The organism is Priestia sp. TSO9 (genome assembly GCF_021029645.1).
Lineage (GTDB): Bacteria > Bacillota > Bacilli > Bacillales > Bacillaceae_H > Priestia > Priestia megaterium_E.
This window is the reverse complement of the sequence record NZ_JAJEKD010000015.1, coordinates 324,515-347,358: the sequence shown is the minus strand read 5'-3', so window position 1 is coordinate 347,358 and position 22,844 is coordinate 324,515. Positions and strand designations below refer to the sequence as shown.

Below are 22,844 nucleotides of genomic sequence, written 5' to 3'. Positions count from 1 at the left end.
GATGAGAAGGGGGGGCAGGGAACGGTTTCTTTTGGTTCAACAGACACTGAGTCTTTTAGCGTATTTTTATGACAAAAGGTTTGAAAAATCCCTTTTGTGGTAAAAAAAAACGTAGTTCTCCTAGTGCATAGACAGAGGTTTAATAGGCAGTTATAATTTAGGCAATTACATAAAAGGGGAGTAAGCTAAGGAAGGTGAATAGATGTGCGAAAGATAAAGCGGTTGCTATTTCTGTTCATTTGTATAGCGGTTGTAATTGTTGCGTATGAGATGATTCGATATCCGATTGAAAACAATGCTGCAAGTGTGCAGCAGCATTTGCGAAATTGGGAGCATAAAGAAAGTATTGATGGTTCTGCAAAGATTACGCTGCAAGATTTTAAACGGGTTGATCACTCTAATACATACATAGCCTTATTCTCCATACCTGGTGATAAAGAAGGAATGGCCGTATTGAAGCAAGGATGGAACAAACGCCTGCGTATTGAAGTCAGTACTAAAATGAGCAATTTAGTGGATTATGATGATATCCACACAAATAAAGGGACATATGCGCTGTTTACAGGAACAAATAGAAGTAAACAAATTGAGCGAGTAAAGGCGGCTTTGGTGCATGATACATATACCATTGATGCCGCGGTCCCAAAAAGTGATTATTTTGTGCTGTATGAAAAGATACCGAGTCATATTAAACATCCATTTCCAGCAACGACAACGCTGCTAGATAAAGCAGGGGATGATATCACGGTTAAAGAATTTATGGATCAGGAGCTGCGTGAATAACACGCAGCTTTTTTCTGTAATAAAAGCTTTTTAAAAAAATTCACGTTTTGTTCATATTTTCGAAAGAAAGAATTTTAAGCAAAGAAATCAAATATTTTCTACAAAATAAAGGGGAATTAACGGGCAAAATAAGGTTCATACAGAACGTCACATTTTCTTTGAAAATTTGTCACAAAATATTCAATTATGTCGATGTGTATTGATATATCAATGTTGAAGCAAACATGCAAAGCTAATTTTGCAGTTATTCCTAAAGAAATAGTTAAGAAATGGGAGCTTAATCCTTTTATTTACATTTATTCATACCAAATTATGTGATAGAATATCGCAAGGTTGAAGCACTCTAACCCCATTGGTACAGTCACTATATTAGAATATTTTTAATATAAAAAAATAAAGCAAAAGGGACGAAAAAAATCTCATTTTGTATTACAATAGTAGTGGCCTACAAATAAGGGGGAAGAGAGTCTGTATAAAAATGTCGTTATCTAGCGAAAGATAGCGCATTTTGAATGTTCATCAATATAGGCTTCGCATCATGTGTTGTTAGAAAGGAGAGTTTTAAGTGAAACCAAAAAAAGGATTTTGGAAGCTAGTAGGTTTACTATCTGCGCTTTCACTAGTATTTTTGAGCGGTTGTTCAAAGCTTGCTGTATTGAACCCGCAAGGTCCTGTTGCAAAAACGCAATCTGATTTAATCATTTGGTCTATGTGGATGATGTTGATCGTGGTTGTTGTCGTATTTGCTATTTTTATATTTGTTCTTGTCAAATATCGTGAAAAACCAGAAAACATGGACTATGAGCCACCTGAGCAAGAAGGTAACTTAAAGATGGAGGTTATTTGGACAGCATTCCCAATCATCATCTTAATTCTATTAGCAGTGCCAACTGTTAAAGCGATCTACTCTGCAGAAGAAGTACCGGCAGAATCAAAGGATAAAGATCCAATCGTGATTCACGTTACATCTGCAAACTGGAAATGGATTTTCAGCTATCCGGAACAAAATATCGAGACGGTTAACTACGTAAACATTCCAGCGGATACGCCAGTGAAATTTGAGTTAACGGCTCAAGGACCTATGAACTCCTTCTGGGTACCAGAACTTGGCGGACAAAAATATTCGATGAACAATATGTCAATGCCATTATACTTAGAAGCGGATAAGCCTGGTTCTTATATCGGACGTAGTGCTAACTTCTCTGGTGAACATTTCACTCAAATGCAGTTCGAAGTTCAAGCTCAAACGGACAAAGACTTCAAAGAGTGGGTTAGTGATGTAAAAGGTACAGCTGGTAAATTGACTGAAAAGAAATATGATCAAATCCTAAGCCCAGGCGTTGTTGGACGTCAAACTTACAACGGTACACATTTAAAATGGGTTGACCATGCAAAAGATGTATACATTCCTGGCAAAGAGCTAGAACGTGGTACAGGACATGACCACAGCAAGATGAAAGAAGACGAAAAAACGAGTAATGAAGAAATGGAAAACATGGATCACTCAAATCATGAATAACATTCATTTATTACACTAAATAACGCAATGATTGGGGGAAGACATAATGAAGCTAGATGAATTTTTCGTCACTGGCGAACCTATGATTTACGCTGCTGATGCAGCAATCGCTATGACGGTCATCGGTATCGTTTTTGTCTTAACATATTTCAAGAAATGGAAATGGTTATGGACAGAATGGTTAACAACAGTTGACCATAAAAGACTCGGTGTCATGTACATCCTTTCAGCTGTATTAATGCTTTTCCGCGGCGGAATCGATGGAATCATGATGCGTATGCAGCTTGCATTCCCGGGTATGAACATCTTAGATGAACATCACTACAACGGAGTCTTCACGGCTCACGGTGTTATCATGATCTTATTCATGGCAATGCCATTTATTATCGGACTAATGAACGTAATCGTTCCATTACAAATTGGTGCGCGCGACGTAGCATATCCGTTCCTAAACGCAATTAGTTTCTGGACATTCTTTATGGGAGCAATGCTATTTAACCTTTCTTTCGTAATCGGAGGAGCTCCTGATGCAGGTTGGACAAGTTACTTCCCGCTTGCAGGTAAAGAATTTAGTGAGGGCATTGCAAATAACTTCTATGCCGTTTCACTACAGATTGCTGGTGCTGGTACATTAATGACTGGTATCAACTTCTTTGTAACAATTTTAAAAATGCGTGCTCCTGGCATGACAATGATGAAAATGCCAATGTTTACTTGGTCAATCTTCATCACATCAATTATTATTATTTTCGCGTTCCCTGTATTAACAGTAGCGCTTGCACTTATGACACTTGACCGTGTATTCGGAACAGCCTTCTTTACAATGGCTAACGGCGGTCTTCCAATGATGTGGGCTAACTTATTCTGGATTTGGGGTCACCCTGAAGTATATATCGTTATTTTACCGGTATTCGGTGTCTTCTCAGAAGTTATCAGTACACATTCTCGCAAGAACTTATTCGGTTATAAAGCAATGGTAGTATCAATGGTCGGTATCGCATTCTTAAGTTACCTTGTATGGGTGCATCACTTCTTTACAATGGGTAACTCACCGTCAGTTAACTCGTTCTTCTCAATCACAACGATGTTAATCGCCGTACCAACCGGAGTTAAAATCTTTAACTGGCTCTTTACAATGTATAAAGGCCGTATCAAATTTACGACTGCGATGCTTTGGTCATTAGCGTTTATTCCAAACTTCGTAATCGGTGGGGTAACAGGGGTTATGCTTGCGATGGCATCAGCCGATTATCAATATCATAACAGTTACTTCCTAATCGCTCACTTCCACTATGTATTAATCTCTGGTACAGTGTTTGGCTGTTTCGCAGGTTTATACTACTGGTATCCAAAAATTTTCGGTCACACGTTGAACGAAAAATTAGGAAAAATTTCATTCTGGATTTTTGTTGTTGGATTTAACGTATGTTTCTTCCCACAATTCTTCCTAGGTTTAGACGGTATGACTCGTCGTATGCAAACTTATGCAGACAACCTTGGCTGGAACGGATTAAACTTAGTTTCAACAATCGGTGCATTTTTAATGGGTCTTGGCTTCTTCGTATTAGTAGTTAACTTATTATACAGTGCATGGAAAAACAAACGCGACACTGCAAACGATCCTTGGGATGGCCGTACACTTGAGTGGTGGACTAAATCACCAGTTCAAGCTTACAACTTTGCAGTAATTCCTCATGTGAAAGAAATGGATGCATTCTGGCACATGAAAAAACGTAATGAAACAGAAATTAAAGCAGAAGACTTAAAACCAATTCACTTACCAAGCAACTCTGGCGTGCCGTTTATCTCAGGTATTTTCTGGTTTATCGGTGGATTTGGCTTAGTATTTGAATGGATGCCAATAGCAATCTTCGGCTTAGCAGGTATTTTTGCTTGTATGCTTGCTCGTTCATTTGATTATGATCCGGGCTTCTATGTAAAAGTAGATGAAATTAAGAAGGTTGAAGGAATTACAGGGGGTGACAAATAATGGCAGGGCATTTAGATAAATCATTGCCGTTAGAATACCAAGAAGAACAAAGTCGCCTGAATATCCTTGGATTCTGGATTTTCTTAGGTGCCGAGATCGCGTTGTTCTCTACGCTGTTCGTAACGTACTTAACGTACCATACGCGCACAGCGGGTGGCCCTACTGCAGAAGAACTGTTCGTTGTTAAAGATTTTATGATCGAAACGCTGTTACTACTATTCAGTAGTTTCACGATGGGAATTGCCATCTTTAAAATGCGTAATAATGATTTAAAAGGACTTTTAGTTTGGTTCGTTATTACGCTTGTGCTTGGTGGAGGATTCCTTTTCTACGAAATTCGTGAGTTTTACGTGTACGCAGTTCACGAAGGTGCGACAATGCAAACAAGTGCCTTCTTATCAGGGTTCTTTACACTACTTGGAACGCACGGTCTTCACGTAACAGTCGGTGTATTCTGGGCAATCAGTATTATTATTCAATTAGTAAGACGAGGATTAACACCAGTTACTGCTCGTAAAGTATTTATTATCGGTTTATACTGGCATTTCCTTGATGTTGTATGGATCTTCATCTTCACGCTTGTATACTTGAACGGATTGGTGGGATAAGACATGGAAAATAAACAAGGCCAAAAAGCAGGTTTTCCGCTTAGTCATGTATTTGGGCTTATCCTTTCACTAGCCTTAACATTCGCAGCGCTTGGTTTAGTAGTGCTAGCTGATCTATCAAGAAGCATTACGATGACTCTTATCATGATCCTAGCGTTATTACAAGCAGCAATGCAGCTAGTAATGTTCATGCACATGACTGAAAGTGAAAATGGTAAAGTACAGGTTGCAAATATTCTTTACAGTTTCTTTATTGCACTTTGTATCGTTGTTGGTACACTGTGGATTCTTGCAGCTCACTTTAACCATTAAAAATAAAACCACTTACTTCGGTAAGTGGTTTATTTTTTTTCATTCAGTTTATATTTCAACGTTTGATATTCTCCCGTGGGAACTTTTTTTACTACTTTTCCTTTATCATCGCTATAAACATTTACTTGTTCGTACACTTCAATTCGGTATCCGCCTCTTTTTTCTGTTTTAACATGAACTTCTTTGACTGACATATTTAATTGTTCCGCCTCGTCTTCATCTGCAGAGGTTTCAACAGCTCCTCCATCAAGTGAAAGGTGAGATAAGCTGTCAAACGACTGCTGGGAATTGTTATCAATATAGCTTGTCACGACTAAAATGCCGGCAAAAAACAATACTAAAAAAAGCGTCCGGACTTTCATCTTCATTTTAAAACACCCCCGTAAACTGACAAACCAGCACGACTGCACCTAATATCCAAACGTAAATTGCAAACGTTTTTAATGAATGATTCTTTAAATAATTGATCATCCATTTTACCGCTACATAACCAAATAAAGCAGATGAAAGGGTGGCGACGAATAAAAAGAAAACGGAAAGCTGCTCGACTTCACCTGTGACTACATCTTTTAACTGAAGTAACACCGCTCCGCAAATGGCCGGAGTCGACAATAAAAATGAAAAGTAAGCGGCTGTTTCACGGTCTAATTTTCGCATTAACGCAGCTACCATCGTTAAGCCTGACCTGGATACAGCAGGGAATATCGCAGCTGCTTGAAATGAGCCGATAAAAAAGGCATCTCCGTATGAAATATGATCCATTTTTTTATAGCCATTTTTTACGGAATCACCAAACCATAACAGCAGTCCCGTCGCAAGAAATTCCCAGCCGATCGTTAAGCCAGATTTCGAAATACTGTCAAAATAGTCTTTGAACAAAAGACCAATCGCAACTGCAGGGATCGTTCCTATCACTAAAAGCCCTGTAAGCTTGCTAAACGGATGACGAATAATATGCCATAGCTCACGCTTATAAAAGACAAACACAGCAAGCAGAGTGCCCATATGGAGCATCGTATCTAAATACAATCCTGCATCGTCTAAACCAAACAAGTGGCGCCCTAAATACAAATGCCCCGTGCTGCTTATCGGTAAAAACTCTGTAAGCCCTTGAATGATTCCCAAAATAAATGCTTCAAACCACGACATCTTATCACCTCATACAGCGTGTCCTTATTAGTAGTGTATAGAGGAAGTTCTGAGAACATGACAAAAACATGGAAGTATAGGCATTCATTTAGTGAAATAAATACATAAAAATAGGTCATAGTATAAGAAGAGACGACCATTCTTATCTTTATCTCCTCCATAACGGAAAGAGGTGCTAAAAATGATACGAAAATGGGTTGCTGTATGCGTCGTATTCGCTGCTTTTATTTTTCCGCAGGCAGTAAGTGCTGAACAGCCAAAAGTAGAGGTATTTCAAATTGAAACGGGCAGAGTCGTTCGTTCAACGCCCAAACCTCCAAGTGTTCAAAAAGAAGCCGAAAAAAGTATTGCGTCCATTACTGGTTTATATAAAAAGGCAAGTCCGCTTCCTAAAAAAGGCTATCTTGTTAAAGTACCTCTTGATCCAGCCGTAAAAATTGAAAATAGTGCGATCAACACGCTGGCAAGTGAAGTTATTTTTGTTCTTGAGCCGAACCAAAAACCAATCATGATGGTATTTGACAATGAAAATAGAACCTATTTTTTTGAATTTACTCATGATTTAACTCTTTTCAGAAAAGCATTACAGCTATAAGTCATCGAAATGATGGCTTTTTTTTACATAGACAGTTGACAGTTTATTATGATAAATGTAATATATTTAGAAAAGTCAGAAATAATAAGGGGGAGAATTATGTGATAGCTTTACGACCATTCTCCAAAAAAGACTTTAAACAGCTAATGGAGTGGATTCCCTCCGAGTCATTTATGGTGCAATGGAGCGGCTCTAGCTTTTCTTTTCCGCTTACTCCTAGACAGTTAAAACACTACATTCGATATGCAAATGAAGATGGTGCTTCTACCTATGCTTTTTCGGTCATAGATGACAATGAACAGCTTATTGGGCATATTTCTTTGGCTCACATTGATTATTATCATAAAACAGGAAGAATTGGCCGAGTGCTGCTTGGTGAAAAGTATAGAGGAAAAGGACTTTGCTCGCACATGTTTGAAAAAGTGTTAGCTTTCGGTTTTGAAGAACTGGGTCTTCACCGAATTTCGCTCGGCGTCTTTGACTTTAACGAGCGGGCGATTCAGTCCTATGAACGAATTGGCTTTACACGCGAAGGCCTTCTTCGAGATGTCCGACTTGTAGATGGACAGTACTGGAGCTTAATTGAAATGAGTATGTTAGAAAGTGAATGGGCACAGCGTGATGTGCATCAAAAATCAAGCTAACATCTACTAGTGAAAAGCCAGCTTCTCAACAAGCAGGCTTTTTTGACGTGTGCTTAAATTTCTCTAAAAAGGTATAAATTTTCATTCATTAAGGCATATAGAGAGTAAGTGACGTGTAAAGGAGACCGTATGAATGAAAAAATACAAAATAGGGATCTTAGCGGCATGTATTTTGCTTTTAGGAACCGCTGGATTTGGAATTGTCTATCAACAGCAAACATCTGCTAAAGAGCAGCCTCACTCATTTAATGTACTGATGATGGGCGTAGATGAAAGGCCAGGAGATACAGGCCGCTCAGATGTATTAATGGTGGTTAACTTAGATACGAGCCACAATAAAGCAAAAGTTATGCCGATCCCTAGAGATACGCGCGTGCACATTGATGGAAAAGGAACGGATGAGAAAATTAATCATGCTTATCGATACGGAGGCATTCCTTTAACCGTACGCACGGTTGAGAACTTCTTAGATATCGATGTCGATTATTATGTGAAAGTAAATATGGAAGGCTTTAAAGATGTGGTAGATGAACTTGGCGGGGTAAACGTTAAGAACCCGTTTCCTTTTGTGTTTGATTCATTTATCTTTCCTGAAGGAGAAAATGCGTTGAACGGCGAAAAAGCTCTTGCCTATGTGCGGATGAGACACGAAGATCCAAAAGGAGATTTAGGAAGAAATAATCGACAGCGCCAAGTAGTGGAAGCCCTATTAGATAAAGGAATGAATATGTCAACGGTGAAAAACATTCCAAGTCTCCTCACGCTTGTAAAGAAGCATATTCGAACGAATATTGATGTCAGCGATGCATTTACGATGTATAACATCATTAAGAATGGACGGCCCGATTTCGAAACGGTAACGGTAAAGGGAGAAGGGCAAGTGGTAGATGGTACATGGTATTATGTTGTCAAACCATCTGAAAAAAAACAGCTGAGCGCTATGTTTCAACAAACCCATTAATAAAAAAGAGGGCTGAAGAAATTCAGCCCTCTTTTTATTCACCAATTTCTTCTTGACGCTGCAAGCAGGAAATTTGTTTTTTCTCTGGATGGACACCAAATGTATAGCCCCACGTTTGCAATTTATCTAGAATGATTTCATCTTTTTTAAAGCCAAAGATCATCACCACATCTTGGTTTTCATCTAAAAGCAAATACTTTTCATCTTTGCGCCACATCGTTAAGTTTGACGCGTAGAAAAGATTCCAGCCGTTATTCATGCGATGACCGGTTGCTTGGTTTTTATAGTTGACAATCATATTTCTTCCTCCATTAGTGAATCTTTCTAAAAGTAAAACTTCAAAGAATATTATAAACGTTCTATTCCTAGAAATCTATTATTTATCCTGTTGAAGGGAACTCGCCGTGGTGTTCATAAAATACATGTGATAAAAGATTTAGTATATAAGGATATATTTGTATAAAACGAAAGTCAATAAGTAAGAAAACGGAGAAAAGAAGGGTCTAAAAGCGTATATAATTGAAAAAAATATAAGTTATCTAGCTTTAAAGACTTAAAAACACGCTTTTCAGACCATGGACATGCTTTTTCAAATTTCTACCTACAAGAAAGAAGGCAGAGATGCGAAATGTGTAGGTGAATCTAAATGAGTTTACGGTAAACATGAGGCCCCAAAACGTGGTAAACGCTAGAAAAGGGGGAAATTCAACGATGTCAAAAAAAGCGCTATGGATTAAAAATGCTTCGCAAGTTGTAACGGCCAAAGAAGATAAAGGTCCTTTAGCTGGAAAAGAAATGAGAAACTTGACGGTGATTGAAAATGGCTCAGTCTGGATAGAAGGAGATCAAATTGTGACCGTAGGTACAACAAAAGAGCTAGAACAAAAATATGAAAGGGAAAGAAATGATGCAACGATTATTGATGCTTCTCATAAAATTGTGACTCCGGGTCTGATTGATCCCCATACACACGCTGTGTACGCTGGCTCGCGTGAAGAAGAATTTTATAGGCGGTTTGAGAGGCCAACTTCTTACTTGGATTTATTAGAAGAAGGCGGAGGTATTCACTCCACTGTCGTTCAAACACAGGAAGAGTATGCGTACCGGATTTATCAGCAGAGCTATGAGCGTCTTACGTCTTTTCTAGCTCACGGAGTCACAACTATAGAAGTGAAAAGCGGGTATGGCTTAGAATTAGAAACAGAACTAAAGCAGCTGCAAATCGCTAAAATGCTGAATGATACGCACGCAGTTGATGTAGTAAGTACCTTTTTAGGCGCCCACGTCGTACCTCTTGTATATAAAAAAGATACGCAGAAATATGTCAATTTACTTATTCACGAAATGATTCCTCAAATTTCTTCTTATAAGCTTGCAGCATTTAATGATGCTGTATGTCTTCCGAATGCTTTTTCATTCAAACAATGTCAAGAAATACTCGAAGCCGGGAAAAGCCATGGCATGCTTCCTAAAATACATGCCGACCCCTTTGAATACTGCAGAGGAGCAGAGCTCGCAGCAGAGGTAGGAGCGATATCAGCAGATTATCTTTTGTATGCTTCTGATGAAGGATTAAAGAAACTGGCTGAAAAACGGATCGTAGCCACGCTTTTACCGGGGAATTCCTTATTTGTTGGAATGAAATGGCCAGATGCTAGAAAAATGATCGATTTAGGCGTTCCGGTTACTCTTTCTACGGACTGCAATCCAGGTTCATCTCCAACGACTTCACAGCAATTTGTGATGAACCTGGCATGTATGAATATGAACATGAGTCCTGAAGAAGTGCTTGTAGCCACAACTATTAACGCAGCGCATGCTATTAATCAAGGAGATAAGATTGGGAGTATTGAAGCCGGAAAACAGGCTGACTTAGCGATTTTTAATGTCTCTAGTTATCGAACCCTTCAATATCAGTATGGCTTAAATCATATTGACTGCGTAGTGAAAAAAGGAGAAGTAGTTGTAGAAAACGGAAAAGTTTTGTAAAACAAGTTTATAGAAAAAGAGAAAAGGGTAAAGAATAGAGAATTTGTCACATATGCAAAGGCAGGGAATTTAGATATGATTACAAAACAAAATGTTATTCCATTACTAAAAGAAGCTTGCCCATCTTTTGAGCCAAGCGAAGAAGTGGACCTCAACGATAAAGACGAGCTGCAGCATGAATTAAGCCGTGTTGCGGGTCATTTAATCTCTCTAGAATATAACGGCCAGCTCCAGCGTGAACCGGACGTATTTGAAGCGATTGAACAGCTGTATATAGAAGGTGAAGCTGATGTGAAAGAAGCTGTTACAACGGGACTCTTTCAAGCAATGCATGAAATGATTATAGATCAGCAAATTAGTCCAGAAGAAATCGGAATGCTATTAAAACCTCACTCACTGAAGTGGTGGAAAACGATTGACCATTTTAGCGAAAACAGTGGTGAACAGTAAGGAAAAAGAACGTCATGGAAACATGATGTCCGTGACGTTCTTTTCTTTTACTGTTCTTTTTTCAGCTGTCTCTCTAAAATAAAAGGGCCAAACGGAATAACCGACATAAGAAACGCAAATAAAGAGCGGCCGATTGACCATTTATGCGCGAATTTTACATGAACGACTGCAAGAGCGTACAGCACAAAAAGTGCACCGTGTGCTGCGCCTACAACTGATACAGCTTCTGGTATGCCTGCTGCATATTTTAGGGGCATAGCAATGCCAAGCAGCAGTAAAAATGAAATTCCTTCTAAAATTCCTACTAAACGCAGGCGACCGATTGGTGATGTAAGAACCATGTTTTCTCCTCCCGTAACGACGGAATAAATTTCTGTATCAATGACAAAAATGTACCATAGCGGGCTCTTCATATACAAGCATCATTTGTATCTGTCACAAAAAAGTCGAAAACGCTTTAATTTGCTCTATAGAAGTGTTTGGTTTAAAAAACTGACATACTCTTGTGATGCAAGGGATAAAAGAGCACACTACGTGTTGACAAGTTAGTTTAATTATTTTATATGTATAGTATCGAAAACGTATGAGAGGATTTTTTACCATGACAAACCGAAAACAGCAGAGAGAGAAAATTTTAGATGCTGCTTTTGAAGTGTTCGGATCCAAAGGCTACTATGAAGCAAAAATGATTGATATTGCTAAACTAGCCGGTGTATCTAAAGGAACGCTTTACTTGTACTTTTCGTCTAAAGAGTCGCTTTATATCGCTGTGAACAATCGTTCGTTTGAGGAGTTTTTGTATCATGCAAAGCGAAGAACGGATGAATGCCAAACGTTTCATGAAAAGCTGTATTCAATTGCGAAGCATCATCTGCTCTTTTTTTATGAAACTAAAAAATATCCCGACTCTTTTTGGCAAGCCCCTCACCAAATGCCAGAGATGATGGGTCTTCTTCATCAATTTTTTGAGGATTATCACGGGCTTGTTGCTAAATTGATTGAAGAGCAGAAAATAAAAAATGCTTTTTTACATTCAAAAGCGTTTTGCAGCATGTTAAATGGGTATAGGATGGATATCGTTTCCGATGATGATATAACAGAAGAAGATATCATGAACTATGCGGAGTTCATTGTGAACTTATACATTGAAGGCTGCCATTTTGAGACCCAAAAATGACTCGTCGGTACTGGTTGATAATGGAGGGATATGATGAATACCAGCAGCACAGTAATTAATTTTTCATATTTTCAAGAACAAACCGTTACCAAGGTTAACACAGACAATACCCTGCCGTTTTCTCTTGGATTTAGTAAAGGTGGACTTGTGGCAGAATGTCCATGGAGAATAAAAAACAAACGCAGCATCTTGCTTGGTCAAGCGGACTGGAAATCGCTACATTCTGCCGAGCAGCGTCAGCAAGTCGAAGCGCTGCTGCTTGGCCAGCACATTATTTCTATACAGTGGTATGAAGATATCGGTATACTTCGAATTACGTTTTCTAATGGGTATGCGCTAGATATGTTTCACGACAGCTCGTTTTTTGAAGGTTGGGATTTATATGGTCAAGACGGCTTTTCCTTTATCTCGCTGCCAGGAGGAGCGTGCGACCATCAAATTTCAGTTTGTATAGACAGTTCATCAGCACATGAAAGGAGGTGAGTTTTTTTTTGCGAAAAACTGACCCGTGGGTACTCTAAAATTGTTGAAAAATTAAAACGGGTCTGCAGCTATTAAAGGATGAAGGCTTCTCAAATAACTTAGTTACGTAACGGAGGAAAAAGATGAATTTTTTGACGAGATTTAGTTTAAAAAATGCGGTAGCTGTGTTTATCGTTTCATTTTTACTTATTTTAGCGGGGCTATATTCATTTTCAAAACTAAAAATTGATTTACTGCCGAATATCGAATTTCCGCAGCTGTCCATTGAAGCAACGTATCCCGGGGCTTCTCCTGATGACGTAAATGAAAGCGTCACGTCGAAAATCGAAGACCAAGTGAAAGGAATTGAAGGCGTTAAAAGCGTACAAAGCGTATCGTATGAAAACGTTGGTATTATTAATTTAGAATTCCCGTTTAATACGGATTTAGATAAAGTTGAACAGCAAATTAACTCGTCGATAAAAGAATTAGATTTACCAGAGTCATCAAATGTAGACGTAAATCGTTTTTCGTTTGGTTCATTCCCGATTTTCAACATTTCACTGTTTGCGAAAGATGATGCAAATCTTGAAAAAGTATTAAACGATGAAGTGATTCCTGAATTGAATAAAATTCAAGGCATTAACTCCGTCTCAGTTGGCGGCGTGAAAGAGGACCTTTTACAAATTACGGTCGATAAAGAAAAAGCAGCTCAAGCTGGCTTAACGCTTGATGAGATGAAAGAACAAATTAATCAAAAAGCTGTTTCATTCCCAGCAGGAACATTAAACGGAAAAGAGCTTCAAATTCCAGTGCGAGTAGAAGAAAAAGTTGCGACGATCGATGCATTAAAGAAAATCCAGCTGAAATCTACGATGAATCCTGAAGCAAAGCCTGTGAAGCTTGGCGATATTGCCAAAGTCGAAGCCGTAACAGAACAAGGCGAATATACGCGCTATGACGGCAAAGATGCGCTGTCGATGGCCATCACAAAAAAACAAGATGCCAATACGGTTGAAGTGGCAAGCGAAACGATGAAAATTTTGAAAAAATATGACGATCAGTTAGACTACGCAATCGGCTTTGACTCAGCTGAAGGCATTGAAAAGTCTGTTGAAACATTAGTGCGTGAAGGATTGCTCGGAGCATTATTTGCGTCACTTGCCGTGCTGATTTTCTTGCGTAACTTCCGTGCTACAATCATTGCGATTATATCAATTCCATTATCGCTGTTAGTATCAGCTATTTTCTTAAACCAGCTTGATATTTCACTTAACATTATGACACTAGGCGGAATGGCTGTAGCCGTTGGGCGCGTAGTGGATGACAGTATTGTTGTGATTGAGAATATTTTCAGACGCGTACGCCGTTCAGAAGAAGGCATGAGCAATGAGCTTGTCGAATCGTCCACAAAAGAGATTTTAAAAGCCATTACCTCGTCTACGATTACAACGGTTGTGGTATTCTTGCCAATCGGCTTTGTTGGAGGAATTACAGGAGAGTTCTTCTTGCCGTTTGCCTTAACAGTTGTTTTTTCACTGTTAGCATCTCTTCTTGTAGCGATTACAATCGTGCCTATTCTAGCAAAGTTTGCATTTAAAAAAGTTCCGCCTGAAGAAAAAGAAGGAAAGCTGCAGCGCGGATATGCAAAAGCGATTGCATGGTCGCTTAATCATAAAATCAAAATTTTAATTTTGTCCTTTATTTTACTGTTTGGCTCATTTGCGCTTATTCCTTCACTTGGCTTTACGTTTATTCCAAATGAAGAACAAAAAATGCTTCAAGCCAATGTTCAATTACCGGCATCTACATCACTTGAAAAAACAAACGATGTATCTTTAAAAATTGAAAAGATGTTTGCGGATCAAAATGAAATTTCAGATGTGACCACGGAAGTTGGATCACGCGACTTTTCAACAGGTGTAAAACGCCCGAACCAAGTTGGCTATTTCTTGAACGTAAAAGAAGGCGTGAATGTTGATACGTTTATTGATAAAGTTCAAAAGAAAATGGAAAGCATCACGAAAGAAGAATCACCGAAAGCAACAGTTAATGTGCAAGAAGCATCAACAGGAGGGCCTCCTACAAATAATAACGTAACGGTTGATTTATATTCTTCCAATTTAGATGACTTGCAAAAGGCAGCTAAGCAAGTGGAAAACCACTTAAACAAAGACAAACGTCTTAAATATGTAACAAATAACTTCTCAGATAAGCAAAAGCAGCTTGTAGTAGAAGTAGATCCTGATAAAGCCGCAGAGTACGGAGTATCTGGATTTCAGCTGCTTGGTACAATCTCTGATCAAACCAAACCAGTATCCGTTGGAGACTTAAAATTAGACAATACAAAACGAGCGGTTCAGCTTTCGTACGATAAAGATCTTAGTTCAGTAAAAGAAATTAAAGATCTTCAAGTATTTACAGAGCGAGGGCCTGTGTTAGTAAAAGATATCGCTGACGTTCGTACAATTGATACGTTCACTTCTATTCAAAAGCTTGACGGCAAAGTATTTGCGCGAGTAGAAGCAGACATTAAAGGCGACGATGTTCAAGCTGTGACCAAAGATGTTGTAGATGGAGTGAAAAAGTTAGACTTGCCAAAAGATGTGAGCTTGGACGGTGGAGGCGGAAGCGACGAGACAGTGGAAGTCTTCCAATCTCTAGGTCTAGCTATTTTAACAGCAATTGGCCTTGTGTATTTAACGATGCTCGTTACGTTTGGAAAAGCGCGCATTCCATTTATCATTTTATCGTCACTCATTTTTGTGCCAATCGGTTCGTTAGTTGGCCTAGTCCTTGCAAAAGAACCGCTATCTGTCAGCGTCATGATTGGATTCTTAATGCTGATCGGAATTGTTACAACAAACGCGATTGTGCTTGTAGATCGAATTACCCAAAATCGTGAACAAAAAGGCATGACAATCCGCGAATCCCTTATTGAAGCTGGGAAAACGCGCTTGCGTCCAATTTTAATGACGGCATTTGCTACCATTGCTGCATTAATTCCGCTGGCGCTTACTACGTCAAGTGGAACGCTGATTTCAAAAGGCTTAGCTATCACGGTAATCGGGGGGCTTACGTCATCTACCCTTCTTACCTTAATTATTATTCCAGTGGTATACGAACTCTTCTTCGCAAAGCAAGTAAAAAGAGAAAAACAGCTGGAAAAAGAAACGACATAAGAACTATTTTCTAATAGAGGAAAATATGACCATAGACTATATGTTATAATAAAAGTACGTTTTAACCCCTTATATTATAGAAAAAGAAGCGGCGCTTTCGAGCGCCGTTTCTTTTTTGTGTAAAATCATTATTTACAAAAAATGATTAAATGTCTTGTATGGAGGGAAAGAGTGTTAACAGGAAGCTTTACTATATCCTCGTAGAGTTATCTAAAAACATACAAAGTACAGGAGTGTCGTTTTCGTGAGTTCAACAAAGAAAGTTGTATTTATCAGTTCCATTATTTTAAATGTCCTTTTCATAGGTGTTTTTGCTTTTTATGCCACAAGCAGCAGCGCAATGAAAAATCCGCTGTCATCTAAGGATTCGTCTAAGCAAAGCTATAAAGATAATCCTTATTACATTGAACGGACCACTTTGTTTAAGCAATTAAGTATTCCTAAAGAGTCAATCGTATTTCTCGGTGATAGCATTACCCAGCGCTCTGAATGGAGCGAACTTTTTCATAATAAGCAGATTGTCAATCGAGGCGTAGCCGATGATACAACAGAAGGGGTATTGCATCGTCTAAAAAGTATTACAGATGCTAAGCCAAAAAAGATTTTCTTAATGATTGGCATTAACGATTTAAACGAGCAAAAATCTGTAAAAAAAACCAAAGCCAATTACGCTGAAATTCTTGAACGTATTCATAAAGAATCACCAAATACAAAAGTCTACATTCAAAGTGTACTGCCCGTGAACAATAAAAAATGCGGCGACGCAGTGGACAATAAAGATGTTATCGCATTAAATAACTATTTAGAGCGTCTGGCTAAGAAACACAATGATTCTTACATTGACCTGTATTCGAAAGTATCTACACATAATCAGTTAAAAAGTAATTTCACGGTTGATGGTCTTCATTTAAAAGGCCAAGGCTATGCTATTTGGAAACAAGAGGTTCAGGCATACGTAAACCAATAAAAAAGCGCTCCGGAAGGAGCGCTTTTTTTTTAGATAAGCTCTGGTAAATGTTTTTTAGCATCGTATTCGACAAGAGACTCACCGTTTTTAATGCGCTGTAAATAATCAGGATTTGAAATAAGCGGGCGGCCAATAGCAGCTACGTCAATCCAGCCGGCTTGCAGCGCTTTTTCAGCTGATTCAGGCGTTAAGTCACCTACACCGATAATCGGTCCATCCCAGTACTTACGCGTAATTTCATAAAGATTTTGACCGTTTTGAACATCTTCATAAAAGTCCAGCATAGACGGATGAATGATCTCAATTCCTGTTTCTTTAAATGCTTCTGTATATGTTTGAATAGCTTTTTCAGTGTCGTCCCAGCGATAGTCGGGTTTATCAAGCTTATGAGGAGAGAAGCGAATCACAACGCGCTCTTTTCCAATGGCGTCGATAACAGCAGAAATCACTTCTTTCATAAACGTTAATCGCTGTGCAAGGTCGCCTCCGTACTCATCAGTGCGTTTATTAGACCAGTCTGAATTAAACTGATCGATTAAATAGCCGTGAGCACCGTGAATTTCAACGCCGTCAAATCCTGCTTCAATGGCATTTTTAGCGGCTTGAGCATACTGTCCTACAACTTCTTTAATATCTTCTTTTGACATTTCTTCAGGCTCTTCGTAGGGCTTGCGGAAACGAGGCACTTGGCCTTGTGCTGCAATAGCGGAAGGTGCCTGAGGTTTATGTCCATTGATTAACCCGGAATGACTCAAGCGGCCAACGTGCCAAATTTGAGCGATAATCGTGCCGCCTTCTTCGTGAACAGCTTTCGTTACAGGCTTCCATGAATCAATTTGTTCTTGGGTATAGATACCCGGAACGCCAGGATTTCCTTTAGCGCGTTCGCTGATAACAATTCCTTCACTAATAATTAAGCCAATACCATCCTTTGCGCGGCGGCGGTAATAGTCTACAACGTCTTGACCGACTACGCCTGTCTCTGGATCAGCAAAGCATCTTGTCATCGGTGCCATTGCTGTACGAGTGTGTAAATCAAATGCTTCAATGTTTGTTGGTTGGAATAGTTTTTCAAATGTACTCATTTTATATTCAGCTCCTTAAGAGGAAAGTATAGCTGCGAACGTTTTGCAGCGGGTTCAGTTTATTGTAACAGGGGATTTGTTTTATCTTCAAACATTTCGACTTCCGAAAAAAGTTCAAAAAAAAGTCGGCTGTCTTTACAGCCAACTTTTACAACATTAATGCTGTTTATTAGGAAGTTTTTTCTCAGGATGTCCAGTAGCTTGACCCTGCTTATTTTTACGCTGCTTTTCTTGATTATCATTCAGCTTTTGAACAAATTCATTTGTGTTTTCCATATTATCTAAACCTCCTTTATGAGCCTTTCCCTGTTACTATAACCCATTGCCTGTAAAAACATGACGCCAATTCGCTAAAAGCCGCTCCATATATCCACCGGTATATAGAAATTAACAGGAAAATCGTGTATACTGTTGTAAAAATAACGTTAATGTTTCGTGAGTTTATAAATTCTTATTCATTCATGAACAAGAAAAGGTGTTACGCAATGAGTGATTTTTTTAGCGGGAAAGAAATGTCGTTTATTTTAATTTTGACATTCAGCGTGTACATATTTGTCTGGAATGTGCCCCTTCAGGCGACAAATGCCATGATGATCTACTTTATCCTGCTGTTTTTGTATACAGTCAGTAAGCTGCTTTTTTCTCCTCAGTTCCGGCAATTTCCGCTTGTTAAGGTGCTATTGGCCATTTTATTCGTTCTTATGCTGGCTGAAATAATCGTTGCTTACAGCACTCATAGCATAAAGATTACAGATTTCCATCACATTTTTGATTATTTTAGTCATATGGATTTATATTCATAGTATGTACAGCAAACAAATGATTTACGACGAGATCCTCTCTGAGTTCTGGCTGTGCTTCTTTATATTTTTTGCACACTGCTTGCACAATGAAAGAGAAAGCGTACGTTCTTTGACCAAAAGATCAGGGGAATGCCAAATTTCTTTGAATAGCTCCGTTAAGATGCTTTCGCAAGCATGTGGATCTTTTACTGCTGAATAGATAAGACGATACAAAAGCAATTCATATCGATTGTAAAGCTGATGAAGTGCTTCTTTCTTTCGGATTTTTATCTCCTGAATGAGTAAAAGATCATTGTTCATAACCGAGCCCCTTCGAAAATCAATTATAGTTCATTGTACCCTTGTTAAGGTGAGTATAAACACCTAAAAAGGAGAGGCTTATGAGCGATGTAGTATCAAAAAAAACAAGACAAAATATTCAACGAGATATCGAACAAGGGAACTTGGGGAAAGTGAGAGACCGCCTGCACGGTTTGCTCGTTACGTATCCAAATGAGCTGTCTTTGCGAAAAGAACTCGGAGATATTTATTTTCATCTTCAAGATCTTCAAATGGCGGGACGCTACTGGTATTTAGAAAAAGAAAAAACGGTGGAAATGATTCGCGCTTGTCAGCTCTTTGAAAAGGAGTGTGGCGACAATCCAGCTATGATTGCAAGAGCATTAAAATTCAAAGGAGATAAAGAGCAAATTCACGATTTACGCATACAGGAAATGCTCTCACAAACTCAGCGTACGGTAATAGAAAAATTGATTGAACCGCCGGAGGAAGAAACGATAGGTGATAAACTTATCGCAGCTGGATGTGCATTGATTTTCCTTACAGTCGTCAGTTTACTAATCATTGGCGTATATACAGTTTGTACATGGCTGTTTTAATAAAAAAGGTGCACAAGATGTGCACCTTTTCTTTATGAATGCTGCTTCACTATGTGATTTACAATTGTTTCAGCTGCTGCAGCCGGACCGGATGCCTGTTGGAAACTTGCGCTGATTTCTTGAATTCCTTTTTTGTAGCGGTCGTCACGGACGACTTCGTCAACGGCACTCCGTAAAAGAGAGGCATTTACCGTTTCTTTTGCTAAGCGATAACCGGCGTTTAGCTCCACGAGCCTTTGAGCAACGAGCGGCTGATCTTTTCCGTGAGGTAAAACGACTAACGGTACGTTAAAATGAATAGCTTCATTCACACTGTTCATGCCGCCGTGCGTGATAAAAACGTCCGCTTCTTTTAACACGTCAAGCTGGGGAACATAGGGGGAAATAATAAAATGCTCGGGTGCTTTTTTTATTTTTTTAAAATCAGCCCGGTCTCCTGCTGCAATCACAACTTTTCCATCAAAGTCGCTAAATGCGTCGATGCAAAGGTTGAAAAAGCCTTCTACATCATGAAGCACCGTTCCCATTGAAATATAAAGAACATTTTCGTCTTTTAGCTTTTCTAGCGGAAAATCGTGAGAGCCGCGACGCTTTGGAAAGCTTGGCCCAATAAATAAACACGAGTCATCAAAATGTTCATGAAGCGGCTGAAAAAAGCGGCTTGTATATACGACCGTTAATTCTCCTTCATTGTTCATAAATTGAAGCAGATTTTTAGGTTCTACGCCAAACTGATTTTTTAGCAAGCTGAGCCCGTACTGAGCTTTTTCGTCAGGTTTAAATGGAACGCCTGAATCCGGATGCAGAGGCATCATTGCTAGGCGTTCTTTTGGCATTAAAAAAGAAGCAGAGGATACAATTCCGGGAATCCGCAAATAATCACGCACTAATTCGCCTGCTCCAAACTTGTCGTAAAACACAAAGTCAAAGTCATTTTTTTTTGATAATGTATGAACAAGCTTCAGTGTATCTAAAGACGTTTGGATGTGGATATTTAAAAACGCGTTGATTCCTTGAGGAGTTTCAGGCTTGATGGATACACCGCTTAATAAGTCTCGGTGAGTGTGTACGATAGCCCCGGCGTTTTCAAGGCGCTCTTTAAAACGCTCGGCCGTAATGTAATGAACGGTATCACCTCGGTCTGAAAAAGCTTTTACCATTCCAAGCGTTGGGTTTACGTGACCTTCAGCGGGAAAATTAATCATTAAAATGTTTGCCATTTTTTCACTTCACTTTCGGTAAGATTTCTTCAAGCGTAATCAAATATAAGGAAGTTGACAACTAATTTGACTAGCTCATTTATCTTTTCAAACTCTACCTTTGTGTGTAAAATGTGAAAAAATATAACTTTTTTCCTAAAAAATAACATAATTAAGCGGAGATTATGGTAGAATTTTGAGAGCACTAGAGAGAAAGAATCATTTTTGGAGGTTGCTATTTTGAGTACGTTATCAACAAATTCAGAACCGGTTTTAAAGCCTAAAAAGAAAAAAGAGTTTACTTACTTCACGCTGCTTCTATTTATTGTGTTGGGCTTTGGCCTGCAGATTATAGCCGGAATTGGAGTAGCTATTTACGATGAAGTTACAGGTTCAAATATGACGGGAATTTTATTAGAAGGACCATATGCTCTGCTGGTAGACGCGGCGTTTTTTCTAGGCGTTGCCGTGCTGTACAGGCCTGTGCGCAGATTTTTAAAGCCTATGTGGAACTTCTCAGTATTAAAAGAAAGAAAAACGTATGTATATATTGTAGTAGGCTTTTTAATTGTAGCCGCGGTGCAGTACGTGATGCTTTCATTTTTAAACGTAGAAAGCGCAGATCAGCAGCAAAAAGATTTAAATCAAGGCAGTTTTAATCAAACGCTGCTTTCGAGCTGGATATTTTTTATAAGTGTAGCAGTTATCACCCCTATTAAAGAAGAGCTGCTTTATAGAGGTGTTTTATGTGGTTTCTTAACTAAACGCCACCACATGCTTGTGGGCATTTTCGTTTCCGCTCTTGTATTTGGTCTTTTACATATTGGCTTTCCGATTACAGCTACCGTCATGGGACTTGTCTTTGCCATTATTTATTACCGAACAAAATCTATTTTTCCATCTATGATTTTACATATGCTGTGGAATGGATTAGTGAGTATAACCGTGTTCTTTTAAAAGCCGCTTAAGCGGCTTTTTTATTTGGATAAAGACGCAGAATGCTTTACGCGAATTTTCCCAACTATTAATAATCCAAGAGGGTAAAACAATCCAAATAACAGACTGTACGGAATCCACGTATCTCTGTCCCACGTTTGTTCATATGGAATGCTTGGATACACGATAAGTGAAAATGTAACGGCAATAATGCCTAGCGGAAGAGTTAAAACTCGGTAGTTTTTTAATTCAAGAATTTGAGCGAGTCCAGAAACGGTCGCATAATAGTAGAGAGATGTTTTAAAATAAAGAGATAAAAACCACATAATAGCCATAATGACTTCAATGTTTTTTAGAAAATCCGCAACTTCGATCCGTCTTGCAAGCTCATAGCTTGGATATAAAGCAATACGTGTATACGTATTTCCAAGTACAAGAATGCCAAGTAATAAGATAATAATCATAATGCCTCCGCCGATTAAGCTTCCCGTAAAAAAAGCGCGGTTTCGCTGATCTGGTTCCCCTACGTGAGCAGGGAAAACGGTTAGCAATACAATAAAAGTGAGAGACGTAATACTTGTAAATACCAGAATAGATCTGATAATAGGCTTAACGCCTACCTCTAACAAAGGCTGCAAGTTCTCATAATGAATTTGAGGGAAGATCGAAAAAACTAAGATTAAGAACGGAATAACAAACCATGGAAAGAGAATTTCGGCACAGCGGGCAATCGTTTCAATGCCAAGCCGAACACCGACAATCACAATTCCCATAAACAAAATATGAACAGCAAGCATAGGCGTTTGAATAATAATACGAGTTGTTAGAAACGAGCCCACGTAAAACAAAACTTGACTGCAAAAAAGAAGAGTAGAAGCGACAAATAAAAGAGAGACAAACTTTCCTAGCCACTTTCCTAAAATGGCTTCGTTTAGTTCTATGAGCGTTTTATTCGGATAAAGGCTAGAGAGTTTGATATACATCCATACAAGTAAAACGCCTACACCTACGCCTAAAATAGCTGGAATCCATGCCTCTTGTTTAGAGTCAGCCGTTAAGCTTCCAGGCACAACTAAAATAGTGTCGCCTAAACTATAAAAAATGACGAGTATTCGAAACTGTGCTGCGGATAATTTCATCTGACTGTGCACGTTG

Annotated in this window: 25 protein-coding genes and 1 pseudogene; 17 read left to right on the top strand and 9 right to left on the bottom strand. The window is 38.9% G+C overall.

What is annotated here, in order from left to right; all coding sequences use genetic code 11:
* Window positions 1–204: 204 nt before the first annotated feature.
* From LJC66_RS16590 to qoxD, 5 genes are all read left to right on the top strand, one after another.
* A complete protein-coding gene (locus LJC66_RS16590) occupies window positions 205–783 on the top strand; it encodes a hypothetical protein (protein ID WP_025751110.1) in 579 nt (192 codons plus the stop codon).
* A 565-nt stretch (window positions 784–1,348) separates the two neighbouring features.
* Complete coding sequence (qoxA, locus tag LJC66_RS16585; RefSeq protein ID WP_050691424.1) at window positions 1,349–2,302, top strand: cytochrome aa3 quinol oxidase subunit II; 954 nt, start codon at window positions 1,349–1,351, stop codon at window positions 2,300–2,302.
* Between the two features lie 46 nt (window positions 2,303–2,348).
* Window positions 2,349–4,292, top strand: a complete 1,944-nt coding sequence (gene qoxB, locus LJC66_RS16580; RefSeq protein ID WP_050691425.1) for a cytochrome aa3 quinol oxidase subunit I — start codon at window positions 2,349–2,351, stop codon at window positions 4,290–4,292.
* Window positions 4,292–4,900, top strand: coding sequence for a cytochrome aa3 quinol oxidase subunit III (qoxC, locus tag LJC66_RS16575; protein WP_050691426.1), 609 nt, complete (start codon window positions 4,292–4,294; stop codon window positions 4,898–4,900). The genes qoxB and qoxC overlap by 1 nt, the downstream gene beginning before the upstream one ends.
* Before the next feature lie 3 nt (window positions 4,901–4,903).
* Complete coding sequence (qoxD, locus tag LJC66_RS16570) at window positions 4,904–5,212, top strand: cytochrome aa3 quinol oxidase subunit IV (RefSeq protein WP_013057824.1); 309 nt, start codon at window positions 4,904–4,906, stop codon at window positions 5,210–5,212.
* A 29-nt stretch (window positions 5,213–5,241) separates the two neighbouring features.
* Here the strand turns inward: qoxD and LJC66_RS16565 are convergent, their stop codons facing one another.
* A complete protein-coding gene (locus tag LJC66_RS16565) occupies window positions 5,242–5,580 on the bottom strand; it encodes a hypothetical protein (RefSeq protein WP_195696533.1) in 339 nt (112 codons plus the stop codon).
* 1 nt (window position 5,581) lies between these two features.
* Window positions 5,582–6,361, bottom strand: a complete 780-nt coding sequence (locus LJC66_RS16560) for an undecaprenyl-diphosphate phosphatase (protein ID WP_195696534.1) — start codon at window positions 6,359–6,361, stop codon at window positions 5,582–5,584.
* 181 nt (window positions 6,362–6,542) lie between these two features.
* On the opposite strand from LJC66_RS16560, the gene LJC66_RS16555 reads away from it, so the two are divergent.
* The 3 genes from LJC66_RS16555 to LJC66_RS16545 all read left to right on the top strand — a co-directional run bounded on the left by LJC66_RS16555 (window position 6,543) and on the right by LJC66_RS16545 (window position 8,561).
* Window positions 6,543–6,956 carry a hypothetical protein gene (locus LJC66_RS16555; protein ID WP_050691427.1) on the top strand — a complete coding sequence of 138 codons (414 nt, stop codon included), beginning with the start codon at window positions 6,543–6,545 and terminating at the stop codon, window positions 6,954–6,956.
* A 101-nt stretch (window positions 6,957–7,057) separates the two neighbouring features.
* Complete coding sequence (locus LJC66_RS16550) at window positions 7,058–7,600, top strand: GNAT family N-acetyltransferase (protein WP_195696535.1); 543 nt, start codon at window positions 7,058–7,060, stop codon at window positions 7,598–7,600.
* A 133-nt stretch (window positions 7,601–7,733) separates the two neighbouring features.
* Entirely contained in the window at window positions 7,734–8,561 is an 828-nt protein-coding gene (locus tag LJC66_RS16545; RefSeq protein ID WP_230933044.1) for an LCP family glycopolymer transferase, read from the top strand.
* Window positions 8,562–8,595: 34 nt separating this feature from the next.
* Here the strand turns inward: LJC66_RS16545 and LJC66_RS16540 are convergent, their stop codons facing one another.
* Window positions 8,596–8,859, bottom strand: coding sequence for a hypothetical protein (locus LJC66_RS16540; RefSeq protein ID WP_013057818.1), 264 nt, complete (start codon window positions 8,857–8,859; stop codon window positions 8,596–8,598).
* A gap of 413 nt (window positions 8,860–9,272) precedes the next feature.
* On the opposite strand from LJC66_RS16540, the gene hutI reads away from it, so the two are divergent.
* Together hutI and LJC66_RS16530 are read left to right on the top strand one after the other, a co-directional pair.
* Window positions 9,273–10,550, top strand: coding sequence for an imidazolonepropionase (hutI, locus tag LJC66_RS16535; protein ID WP_195696537.1), 1,278 nt, complete (start codon window positions 9,273–9,275; stop codon window positions 10,548–10,550).
* 75 nt (window positions 10,551–10,625) lie between these two features.
* Complete coding sequence (locus LJC66_RS16530) at window positions 10,626–11,000, top strand: DUF7674 family protein (protein WP_013057816.1); 375 nt, start codon at window positions 10,626–10,628, stop codon at window positions 10,998–11,000.
* A gap of 47 nt (window positions 11,001–11,047) precedes the next feature.
* On the opposite strand, the gene LJC66_RS16525 is transcribed toward LJC66_RS16530, so the two are convergent.
* Entirely contained in the window at window positions 11,048–11,341 is a 294-nt protein-coding gene (locus LJC66_RS16525; RefSeq protein ID WP_013083888.1) for a DUF3817 domain-containing protein, read from the bottom strand.
* Between the two features lie 260 nt (window positions 11,342–11,601).
* On the opposite strand from LJC66_RS16525, the gene LJC66_RS16520 reads away from it, so the two are divergent.
* The 4 genes from LJC66_RS16520 to LJC66_RS16505 all read left to right on the top strand — a co-directional run bounded on the left by LJC66_RS16520 (window position 11,602) and on the right by LJC66_RS16505 (window position 16,788).
* Window positions 11,602–12,177 (top strand): TetR/AcrR family transcriptional regulator, encoded by a 576-nt coding sequence (locus LJC66_RS16520; protein ID WP_230933043.1) that lies wholly within the window; start codon window positions 11,602–11,604, stop codon window positions 12,175–12,177.
* A gap of 33 nt (window positions 12,178–12,210) precedes the next feature.
* Complete coding sequence (locus LJC66_RS16515; RefSeq protein ID WP_195696539.1) at window positions 12,211–12,660, top strand: DUF6188 family protein; 450 nt, start codon at window positions 12,211–12,213, stop codon at window positions 12,658–12,660.
* 122 nt (window positions 12,661–12,782) lie between these two features.
* Window positions 12,783–15,821: an efflux RND transporter permease subunit gene (locus LJC66_RS16510; protein WP_230933042.1), complete on the top strand. Its 3,039-nt coding sequence runs from the start codon at window positions 12,783–12,785 to the stop codon at window positions 15,819–15,821.
* A gap of 244 nt (window positions 15,822–16,065) precedes the next feature.
* On the top strand, window positions 16,066–16,788 hold the full coding sequence (locus LJC66_RS16505; RefSeq protein WP_195696541.1) for a GDSL-type esterase/lipase family protein: 723 nt from the start codon (window positions 16,066–16,068) through the stop codon (window positions 16,786–16,788).
* Window positions 16,789–16,817: 29 nt separating this feature from the next.
* Here LJC66_RS16505 and LJC66_RS16500 read toward each other — a convergent pair.
* Window positions 16,818–17,858: pseudogene (locus LJC66_RS16500) on the bottom strand (alkene reductase); the annotation flags it as partial.
* Between the two features lie 171 nt (window positions 17,859–18,029).
* Window positions 18,030–18,149 carry a DUF4023 domain-containing protein gene (locus LJC66_RS16495; protein WP_013057809.1) on the bottom strand — a complete coding sequence of 40 codons (120 nt, stop codon included), beginning with the start codon at window positions 18,147–18,149 and terminating at the stop codon, window positions 18,030–18,032.
* A 209-nt stretch (window positions 18,150–18,358) separates the two neighbouring features.
* On the opposite strand from LJC66_RS16495, the gene LJC66_RS16490 reads away from it, so the two are divergent.
* The gene (locus LJC66_RS16490; RefSeq protein WP_195696543.1) at window positions 18,359–18,676 is read left to right on the top strand and encodes a hypothetical protein; all 318 of its coding nucleotides are present in this window, start codon (window positions 18,359–18,361) and stop codon (window positions 18,674–18,676) included.
* 21 nt (window positions 18,677–18,697) lie between these two features.
* Here the strand turns inward: LJC66_RS16490 and LJC66_RS16485 are convergent, their stop codons facing one another.
* Window positions 18,698–18,976 carry an RNA polymerase sigma factor gene (locus tag LJC66_RS16485; RefSeq protein ID WP_230933040.1) on the bottom strand — a complete coding sequence of 93 codons (279 nt, stop codon included), beginning with the start codon at window positions 18,974–18,976 and terminating at the stop codon, window positions 18,698–18,700.
* An 80-nt stretch (window positions 18,977–19,056) separates the two neighbouring features.
* Between LJC66_RS16485 and LJC66_RS16480 the strand changes: the two genes are divergently transcribed.
* On the top strand, window positions 19,057–19,554 hold the full coding sequence (locus LJC66_RS16480; protein ID WP_195696545.1) for a DUF6584 family protein: 498 nt from the start codon (window positions 19,057–19,059) through the stop codon (window positions 19,552–19,554).
* 32 nt (window positions 19,555–19,586) lie between these two features.
* On the opposite strand, the gene LJC66_RS16475 is transcribed toward LJC66_RS16480, so the two are convergent.
* Window positions 19,587–20,774 carry a macrolide family glycosyltransferase gene (locus LJC66_RS16475; RefSeq protein WP_230933039.1) on the bottom strand — a complete coding sequence of 396 codons (1,188 nt, stop codon included), beginning with the start codon at window positions 20,772–20,774 and terminating at the stop codon, window positions 19,587–19,589.
* A 219-nt stretch (window positions 20,775–20,993) separates the two neighbouring features.
* Here LJC66_RS16475 and LJC66_RS16470 point away from each other — a divergent pair, with 219 nt between their 5' ends.
* A complete protein-coding gene (locus LJC66_RS16470) occupies window positions 20,994–21,710 on the top strand; it encodes a CPBP family intramembrane glutamic endopeptidase (protein ID WP_050691438.1) in 717 nt (238 codons plus the stop codon).
* 20 nt (window positions 21,711–21,730) lie between these two features.
* Here the strand turns inward: LJC66_RS16470 and LJC66_RS16465 are convergent, their stop codons facing one another.
* Window positions 21,731–22,840 (bottom strand): GerAB/ArcD/ProY family transporter, encoded by a 1,110-nt coding sequence (locus LJC66_RS16465; RefSeq protein WP_195696548.1) that lies wholly within the window; start codon window positions 22,838–22,840, stop codon window positions 21,731–21,733.
* Between the last annotated feature and the right edge of the window lie 4 nt (window positions 22,841–22,844).